We start from the raw sequence: 8764 nt of genomic DNA on the forward strand, positions 1-8764 counted from the left end.
ACGTCCGAACGTACTTTAGCACATTTGCATGATGCTATCGCGCATGGCAGCGTGTAAACTGCCACACGAGAGCTTCGGACATGCGACAGAGCGAAGTCCGTTCAGAAGCGCTCGCAATGCGAAAGATCCGCACATTCGAGGTCTGCGTGGGGTCGAGTCTTCTTTATGGCCCGGTGGTGATCTCGGACCCATTGCTCGGCTGTCCTCTCACCGTGGCGGCCGGCCGCGTTCGCGCCGCCAGGGATGGCGATGAGAGCGCTTACTTCGTGTCTGGTTGGGGCAGGACAGTCGAGCAGGCGCTGCAAGGCTGCCTTTATGAGGCGGACGAGACCTACTTCGCCCAGATCATTCCAGAGAGGCGAATTCTCCGGTCGTGTGCCGATGCGATCGATGGGCGGGTCGTCGAGCCGCCCGGCATCCTTCTTTTCAGCGAAGAGCAATACGACCGGCGAGAGGCCGGCGACCGACAGCTCCGCAACATGGTTCCGGCCCGCTGGGATCGATCCACGCCTGAAGACTGGATCCTGAGTGACGACAAGCTCGGCACGGAGCAAGCCTGGGTGCCCGCGGGGCTGTGTTTCCTCGGATATGATCCCGGTGGCGAGGAATCATCTCTGCCGGCTGCCGACTCGAACGGACTTGCGCTGGGCATCAACCCCAAGGACGCTGCGATGAGCGCTCTTCTCGAGCTGATAGAGCGAGATGCGACCTCTATCTGGTGGTACAATCGACTTGTTCTGCCTCGAATCGATCCGAAGTCGATGGCAAGCGACACCGTATCTTCTTACGAGGATTGGCTTCGGCACCGAGGTCGCGAATTGCGGCTTCTGCGACTTACGCTGGATTTGGCTGTTCCAATAGTTGCGGCAATCTCCAGCGACAGTTCCGGTCGGCGTCCGGCGATGGGGTTTGCGGCAGGCGCTTCGTGGCCAGCAGCTGCCACAAGGGCGCTTGGCGAGCTAGCTCAATGCGAAGCGAACCTGGCTCTGCTCTCCCAACAGGCGCAGCGACAGGGAACGATCCGCTTTACGCCCGGGGCGCGGCAACTTTATCGCTGGCATCAAGAGACGGATCTTGGGCTGTGTCCATATTTGCAGGGTGGGAATAGTGGCCCTGCCTGCGCGGATGAATCGACACTTGACTACGCCTCCTGCGTTAAACTCTGCCACGAAGGAAACCTGGGGATCTTCGCCGTCATCCTGATGCAGGATGAGCAGCAGTCCCTTGCCCGCATTTTCGCTCCAGGCTTGCGTTCGACCAAACCAAGGTTTGGTCCGGGCAGGCTCTATTCTGTTCCAGGCACGCTTGGCCTCAGGCCTGCGGGCTCCATATGCCGAGATCCGTTCCCGTTTTAGCGCCAGTGTCGGGGGACGGCCACGAGCATCATATTTCCATTCTCCGAAAGCTACGCGGCTGATGCTAGCGAGGGAATCGGCCGTATTTGGAGATATGAACCGGAATTTTGAAGAGTACATTTGCAACCGCGCCGTTCTGGCCTTTGCCGGCTTTGGCAGCGCTGGATGGCCGCTTCCAGCGCAATCCGCTCCTCCGACTGATGGCCGAGCTCAGGTGAATGTCGACGGTCAGGTTGGATAACGCGCGGGCTCTACGCCGATAACATTCTGCTCCTCGTCCGTGGTGAACGTTCCCTTCGATTGATCCAATATTACAAGTACGTTGTCGAATGGGTCACAAACACGGGCGCATCGACCGATCGCGATGTCGAAGGGCGGTTCCACTGCCTTTTCCGCCGCTGCCAAAAGTTCTCGAAATGCCGCGTCCACGTCATCAACCAGAATATCGGTCTCTGGACCAATACGAAGATGAACTACTAGTTCTGCATCAGTTTCAGGCAACGCGAATCCGGCGGCTTCTGCGTCCCGCCAGATGAGGGCATGGCCGAGCCGATCCGGATAAAAGGATATGGCTTCCTCAAGATCGCTTACACGAAGTAGATAGTTGTCGAGTTTTCGGAACAACGGTTTTTTGGCGGCCTCGTAAGTCATTGGGGAACCTCGCGCAGCATCGCCGGCTCACATCACACACCGCCCAAGATTATGCTTCCGTACGCGTTTCGCAACGACTCAGCTACGGCTCAACTGATGTCCAACTTGCAACAGCTCTTGCAAATCGCGGGGGGACGGCCGCTATGGGTCGGCTTCTGAAGGGCAGCTTCCCGGTCATTCGAGCGCAGACCTGTCCGTCAGCAAACGGCCCCTCCCGAACGTTTGTGCTCTGGCCAATAGTGGTCTGAGGAGAAACGATATGGGACATTCGCAGTATGACCTCGCCGACAAGGCCGTCCCGCTTGGAATGCAGGCAAGAGAGTAGGCGTCAAACGACCTCTGAAGGTTCGTCAAATCTGGGAAATCGGTTCTTTCTCGACCGCGAAGGTCGATCACGGGACCGAGCGCTGTTCGACCTTGCGATCGATAGCAAGTTGCGTGGTTGCGACTTGGTGAAGCTCAAGATTGGCGCGCTAGTGAGTGGCACTGAGATTCGGACTCGGGCCATGGTTGTGCAGCAAAAGACTGGGAGGCCAGTTCAATTCGAACTGATGGCAGACGCCCGAGCAAGCCTACTTGCATGGCTCGAACGTAGAGGTGGAGCGGTCGACGATTTTGCCTTTCCCAGTCGGGTCGATCATGCTGGCCATTTGAGCACCAGGCAGTATGCGCGCCTGGTCGATGAATGGGTTTCGGCGGTTGGCCTTCGCCGTGAGGATTATGGCACCCACTCGCTTCGTCGTACCAAGGCCTCCATATCTATAAGGCCACCGGGAATCTCCGAGCAATTCAAATTCTGCTCGGCCACACCAAGATTGAGAACACCGTCCGGTATCTCGGCGTCGACGTCGAGGATGCACTGACGCTGGCCGAGGGAACTGAAATCTGAAAATGGACGACCTCGCGTGGGTCGCGCGGGTGTTGGGTCCAGCGGCTTTGCGCCGCAATGTCGGCCATAGAGGCGAACTTTGCCTCCGCCCGGAAGCAGACACTGCAATTGAGCGCGCTGAAAGTCGTGATCGCGCCAGAGCCTGCAAAGGCACAACTCGGCACATGAGGGCGAACATTCCGCTGCGGAAACAACTTGAAGAAACGCTTCGCGACCCATAGCATGCCGCGCCATGGTGAAATCTGATCGGGAGGTCAGTGAGATCGGTCGGGTTTTTGAGCCAGTGCAAGGTAGGGAGGATAATAATTATGGCTTCCGAAGTACAGGCAAACAACGGTGTTAACGTAGAGGCGCTGCTCGGCGCACGCGAAGCGCTTACCAACGCCCCGGAGGCAGCGCAGTTCAAGTGGCGCGCGGCCTGCGAATGGAAGGATGGCACCCACAGCCACTCGTCGGTCGAGAGCTTCTACGGTCTCGGCGAGGATCAGCATCGCAAGACCACCTTCACATTCGACGCAGACCATCCGGAGGTCTTCGCTTCCCAGGACAAGGGCGCCACGCCCGTCGAATACGTGCTGGTCGGACTGGCGAGTTGCCTGACCGCCGGCATCGCCGCGGTTGCCCAGAACCGGAACATCCAGTTGAAGTCGGTGAAGGCGACCATCGAAGGCGACATGGATCTCGCCGGAATTCTCGGCATCGACAGCGACGTGCGCAACGGCTTCAGCGGCATCACGGTGAAATACAACATCGACGCCGACGCCAAGCGCGAGGACATCGAGGCTATCGTCGCTCAGTCGCAGAAGCGGTCGGCGGTCTATGACATTGTCACCAATCCGACGAACGTCACGGTCGTGGTGAATTGAAAGGCGCTTCGAACCGTAGACTCTCCTGATGAGAGGGTGCGATTAGTTCCGTCACCACAGCGATCGTCGGCGCGGGGCACGCGGGGCTCGCGATGAGCCGCTGCCTCGCGGAGCGCTCTATCGACCATGTGCTGCTGGAGCGCGGCGAGATCGCCCATACCTGGCGCACCGAGCGATGGGATTCACTGCGGCTGCTCACCCCGAACTGGCAGAGCCGGCTGCCGGGCTTTCGCTATAACGGCGACGATCCCGACGGCTACCGGACGATGCCTGAGGTGATCGACTTCCTCGGGAACTATGCCAAGGCGATCTCGGCTCCGGTCAGAACCCACACGACCGTTACCTCGGTTCGCAGCGACGGGGCGGGATATCTTGTGCGCACGGACCGCGGCGAGTGGCGGTGTCGGACCGTCGTGCTGGCGTCGGGCGCGTGCAACATCGCGCGCCTGCCCGACGTCGCCAGCCGCGTGCCGCCGTCGGTCGCCATGCTGACGGCACAGTCCTACCGCAATCCGGGTCAGGTCGCCGACGGTGGCGTGATGGTGGTGGGCGCGTCGTCGAGCGGCACCCAGATCGCACAGGAGCTGCAGCGTTCGGGGCGTCAAGTGACCCTGTCGGTGGGCGAGCACATCCGGGCGCCCCGCGTCTATCGCGGCAAGGACCTGGAATGGTGGATGGACGCCGCCGGCGTGCTCGACGAGCGTTACGACGAGGTGGACGACATCAGCCGGGCGCGACGGGTTCCTTCGCTACAGCTTGCCGGCACGCCCGACCGCATCACCCTCGACCTCAATGCGCTCGACGACCTCGGCGTCCGGCTCATCGGTCGTCTTGCCGGCATCACCGAAGACGGCAAGGCCCAGTTTGCTGGGTCGTTGCGCAACATGTGCGCGCTTTCCGATCTCAAGATGGCCCGGCTGCTCGACCTCATCGACGAATGGGCGCGCGCCAACGGCCTGGACGCTACGGTCGGGCCGCCGGATCGCCCGCCGCCGACCCGTGTCGAGGACAACCCGCCGCTCGGCCTCGATCTTGCCGGAGGCGCTATCAGGACGATCATCTGGGCCACCGGCTACCGGCCGGACTACTCCTGGCTGGAACTGCCGGTCCTCGACCGCAAGGGCCACGTCCGTCACGACGGCGGTGTAGCGGAACATCCGGGCCTCTACCTGATGGGGACGCAGTTTCTGCGCCGCCGCAAGTCTGCTCTGATCGACGGCGCTGGCGACGACGCGCGGGATCTCAGCGATCATCTGGCATCGTACCTCGGGCAAAATTCAATCTGATAGCAGAATCAACGTCTGAGACTCCAGAGGAACAGGTTGGTTGCCGCGACACCCCCGAATTCTGCGCCCCTGCAGTCATATTCCCAAATGCAGCTTTGGCTTCCAGAAGGGGCGGAACAACTCAATCTTGGGACAGCGGTTCATCACCACTTTCAAGCCCGCTTCCTCCGCCAACTGGGCGGCAGCGTCATCGCGCACCCCAATCTGACCCCACAGAACCTTGGCATTAATTGCGATGGCCTCCTGTGCAACTTCCAACAGATCTTCGGAGCGGCGAAAAACCTCAACCATATCCACAGGCCGGTCGATGGCCGCTAGTGACGCGTACACCTTAAGCCCTCGAATCTCATCCAGACCGGGACTGGGGTTGACCGGGATCATGTCGTAGCCGATTTCGTGCAGCACCCTGAGTACCCCATAGGAAAATTTAGTTTTATCGGGGCTGGCCCCAACCATCGCGATGGTTTTGACCGATTTCAGAATGTCTTGCAGATAAGCCTCCGAATAGGGCTCATCATGATTCATATGGGTCATTTCTTTGCTTCCAACGGGGTCGCAATATCGGCTTTCAAGTCATGAGCGGCCAGCGGGTCAAGGAAGGGGTTGCGATAGAGCTTGTCGTGGCTCTCAACGCCGACCTCCAGCGTGCAGTCGCTCAAAGGGCGGGCGACGCAGAGGATTATATAGCCATTGTTGATCTGGCGGTTGTTCAGCGCCCGCTGCGCTTTTTGATCGACTTTGCCGCTGATTATTTTGGCCGCACAGGTTATGCAGCCGCCATACTTGCACCCATACGGCAGATCCACGCCCTGCTCGCGCAAGCTTTGCAAGAGGGGCTTGCGGTGATCGACGTCAAAGGCCGCACCGCCTTGATTGGCGAGAATGATGGTGAAGCAGGTCATACCCAGATGTCACTCGTGCAATCACCCCCGGGATAACGGGTTTCGTGGCAGCGGCTTGGTCCATTTGGTTCCTTACCAAAATCAACAACGAATAGCGGATCGATTTCCATGCCGCCGTTTTCTGTATCGCAATTGACCATCAGCATGCATCCGCCATTGGTGCGGATTTCCGGATAGAACTGATTATCCCACGTCGAGAAGAGTGAGGTCGTCACGTAAAGGCGCTTGCCGTCGAGGCTGAGCTGTATCATCTGAGGCCCGCCAGTCACTTTCACGCCATTGACCTCAGGCGCACGGCCGAGAAGTCCGCCCATCCACACTTGTCCGGTAAGCTTGGCGTTGTGAGGGTCCGAGATGTCGTACTGACGAATGTCGCCATGCAACCAGTTGCACAGATAGAGGTATCTATCGTCCATGCTGAGCAGAATGACCGAGATCACGCCCGGTATTGGTATCGGCCATTCGGGATGCGGCTCATTGCCGACATCGACAATTTTTTCCCATTGCCAGTCACCCGCCGCGTTCTTCCACCAATGGATGATATTTGCAGAAAGGGCCGCGCCAACAAAGCCGTGACTGCTGTCGGGGTTATGATGGAATCGCACTTCCAGTGGGATCAAGCCATCTTCACCGAGATAGAATGTTTGCTTTGGCTCCTTCTTTTCAAAATCCCAGAAATGGATCTCTCGGCCATATTTCAGATGACCAACCTCTTCCAGGTCAAAGCCAGGCATGAAGGTGTTGGGCGCGGCCCATTCCGAGCTGACCATTACGTTGTGTCGCGGCTGGTACCAGAAATCATAACCAAACTTGATCCTGCCCATGGAATTTTCCCAGCGGCCGACAATCTCGAACTCCTTGCTGAGTTGCAAATAGCCGCCGGGGGCATTGCCCTCGGCGTCACCAAGCATGGAAACGATGATGTCCGAGCCGAGGCAATGCACCGTGTGTGGCGCCGACAGGTTAGTCCTGGCTTTGATTTCAGCGCCGTCTATCACCTTGAACAGTGTCGGGCTGCGCGGATCGGTACCGCAATCGACAATATGCAGATTTGACGAGCGCACACCCGGCACGATCAGATATTTCCGCTCCATGCTCGCATCGCCGTGGCACGACGAACAGGCATTCCAGCCCGAGTGATGAAGCTCATCGCCAATACCCGGCATTTGCAACCGCGAAATCACCTGGCTGTAAGTCGAACTCTCCGGGTCGACATCAATGGTGCACAGATAGTCCGGCTTCTGAATGCCCGTGCCGGTGTAGATGGCAATCGTATAGAGCAGCTTTTCGCGAGGTGCCGTCATCGCCTCGGCTGGAGAAGCATAGCCCGGTCCACAGCAATGATTGGTCATGGGTACTTCCCTTTGAACAGATCACTGGCCAGCCCCAAAGGGGCAAGCTGGAATGTTAGTGCATGCTTGGCATTGGCGCTATGGCCGGGGTGGCTTGTGAAGTGCGCAGGTGACGTACAACTTGGCTACAGAGCCCCCGTGGGACCACCCAACGCCAGCTTCTTATCCCGAGGGAACGCTGGCGGAGTGACCGGAGAGCAGTGCCTGGACCAAGCCCAAGTGAAAGCGCCGGCTTCTTTCCACGGTTTCAAGACAGTATTCCAGCGGTCGGGAACGTCTGGGTTAGGTCAGTTCGAGACTTCGAACCCCGGATTCGATGTCTGCATTCTCGCGCGTTCTTACCACAATTGATCGGACCGCTTCCGGCTATTACCTGATCCTCAATCGCAATCGCACATGGCATCCTATCAGGTTGAGCTACCATCGGCGCAATGCGTGTGGGGTCTGAGCGGGCGTGCAAAATGAGAGCGTTGCAATCGCTACCTCGACGTTGCTGAGCGAACCCAGCACTGCGTGCACGATGCCTGGTTCTTTGAGTGTGGAGGAACGAGCACTCGCCTCTTCGTCGGACCCTTGTACGGCGTCTCCGCGGTGCGGCGGAAGCGGTGAGGCCACCGCTGGTGACGACCTCCCTCAGCCTTGCCTCTCCGGCCTGGGAGGCCGGTGCGGACAGCGCCACCTGGCCGATGCTGCCGGCAACGAGAGCGGCAGTAAGGGTTATGAACATATTGCGGGTCATCTTGGTCTTCATTTCCGGCTGCCTAAGCCTATGGCCAACCTTCCCGAATTGCGGCTGAACCATCCCGGAACCCGTCGTTCAGCTGTCGTTCAGTCATTTTTCCCTGCTCGGCAGACATAGAAAAAGGGCGCCGAACGCCGACGCCCTTTTTCGTAGACTGGCCGGTGCGATCAGGTCGCGCCGCCGACCCGCGCGGCGCAGCCGATGCTCTTGCCATCGACTGCAACTTCGAGCTTGGCGTCGTAAATGGCGCCCTTCGCGTCGAGCGTGACAGCGCCGAGCGTAGCTGGCTTGCCGGGCGCGGCGCTGAAGGCGCCGCCCTGTTCGATGCTGGTGCCGCCGGTGCGACCGGTGCTTTCGACATGGAAGGAATAGGTGCCACTCACGTTTCTGTCGGCATAGGCAAGCGATTCAAGCGAGACCATTCCCCCTTCCGGCGTGGCGCGGATCTCGCAGCGCACCGGCCCAACGGATTGGTCGGCGGTGGCCATGGTCGCCAGCGCGCCGGCCGGGACCAGGACCAGGGCGAGTGCCGCCATGACGCGGCGGGAATGCTTGACGATGCGGGGCATGGTTCGTCTCCTTGGCTTGGCTAGCGGCGGCCGCGGCGTGTTTTCGCGGCCGCCGGGCCGGTGGCGGGGTTTTGGGGAGGGCGGGCCGCAAGCTGCGACCTTGCCGCTGCCGCCCGGGGTGCCAATGGGCTCTGTGGCGTATAAACCACAGG

The 8764-nt window shown here is 59.7% G+C and carries 8 protein-coding genes and 1 pseudogene; 4 read left to right on the plus strand and 5 right to left on the minus strand.

The features are described 5' to 3' along the window. The first annotated feature begins 116 nt into the window (after positions 1 to 116). The gene (locus tag NKI72_RS20630; RefSeq protein WP_352616271.1) at positions 117 to 1355 is read left to right on the plus strand and encodes a YcaO-like family protein; all 1239 of its coding nucleotides are present in this window, start codon (positions 117 to 119) and stop codon (positions 1353 to 1355) included. A gap of 228 nt (positions 1356 to 1583) precedes the next feature. Here the strand turns inward: NKI72_RS20630 and NKI72_RS20635 are convergent, their stop codons facing one another. Continuing rightward, a complete protein-coding gene (locus NKI72_RS20635) occupies positions 1584 to 2006 on the minus strand; it encodes a VOC family protein (protein WP_352616273.1) in 423 nt (140 codons plus the stop codon). 259 nt (positions 2007 to 2265) lie between these two features. Between NKI72_RS20635 and NKI72_RS20640 the strand changes: the two are divergent. From NKI72_RS20640 to NKI72_RS20650, 3 genes and pseudogenes are all read left to right on the plus strand, one after another. Next, positions 2266 to 2895 (plus strand): annotated as a pseudogene (locus tag NKI72_RS20640) (tyrosine-type recombinase/integrase). Positions 2896 to 3203: 308 nt separating this feature from the next. Then, complete coding sequence (locus NKI72_RS20645; protein ID WP_023679231.1) at positions 3204 to 3761, plus strand: OsmC family protein; 558 nt, start codon at positions 3204 to 3206, stop codon at positions 3759 to 3761. Positions 3762 to 3823: 62 nt separating this feature from the next. Then, positions 3824 to 5047, plus strand: coding sequence for an NAD(P)-binding domain-containing protein (locus tag NKI72_RS20650; protein ID WP_352850686.1), 1224 nt, complete (start codon positions 3824 to 3826; stop codon positions 5045 to 5047). A gap of 75 nt (positions 5048 to 5122) precedes the next feature. On the opposite strand, the gene NKI72_RS20655 is transcribed toward NKI72_RS20650, so the two are convergent. The 4 genes from NKI72_RS20655 to csgH form a co-directional block, all read right to left on the minus strand. After that, the gene (locus NKI72_RS20655; RefSeq protein ID WP_031212498.1) at positions 5123 to 5572 is read right to left on the minus strand and encodes a CoA-binding protein; all 450 of its coding nucleotides are present in this window, start codon (positions 5570 to 5572) and stop codon (positions 5123 to 5125) included. 5 nt (positions 5573 to 5577) lie between these two features. Beyond that, a complete protein-coding gene (locus NKI72_RS20660; protein WP_352850679.1) occupies positions 5578 to 5949 on the minus strand; it encodes a 2Fe-2S iron-sulfur cluster-binding protein in 372 nt (123 codons plus the stop codon). Further along, entirely contained in the window at positions 5946 to 7301 is a 1356-nt protein-coding gene (locus NKI72_RS20665; protein WP_352686746.1) for a selenium-binding family protein, read from the minus strand. Before NKI72_RS20665 ends, NKI72_RS20660 begins: the two co-directional genes overlap by 4 nt. A 909-nt stretch (positions 7302 to 8210) precedes the next feature. Next, on the minus strand, positions 8211 to 8612 hold the full coding sequence (gene csgH / locus NKI72_RS20670; RefSeq protein WP_352850681.1) for a curli-like amyloid fiber formation chaperone CsgH: 402 nt from the start codon (positions 8610 to 8612) through the stop codon (positions 8211 to 8213). Between the last annotated feature and the right edge of the window lie 152 nt (positions 8613 to 8764).

This window comes from Mesorhizobium sp. M0437 (assembly GCF_040321335.1).
In the GTDB taxonomy this organism is placed as follows: domain Bacteria; phylum Pseudomonadota; class Alphaproteobacteria; order Rhizobiales; family Rhizobiaceae; genus Mesorhizobium.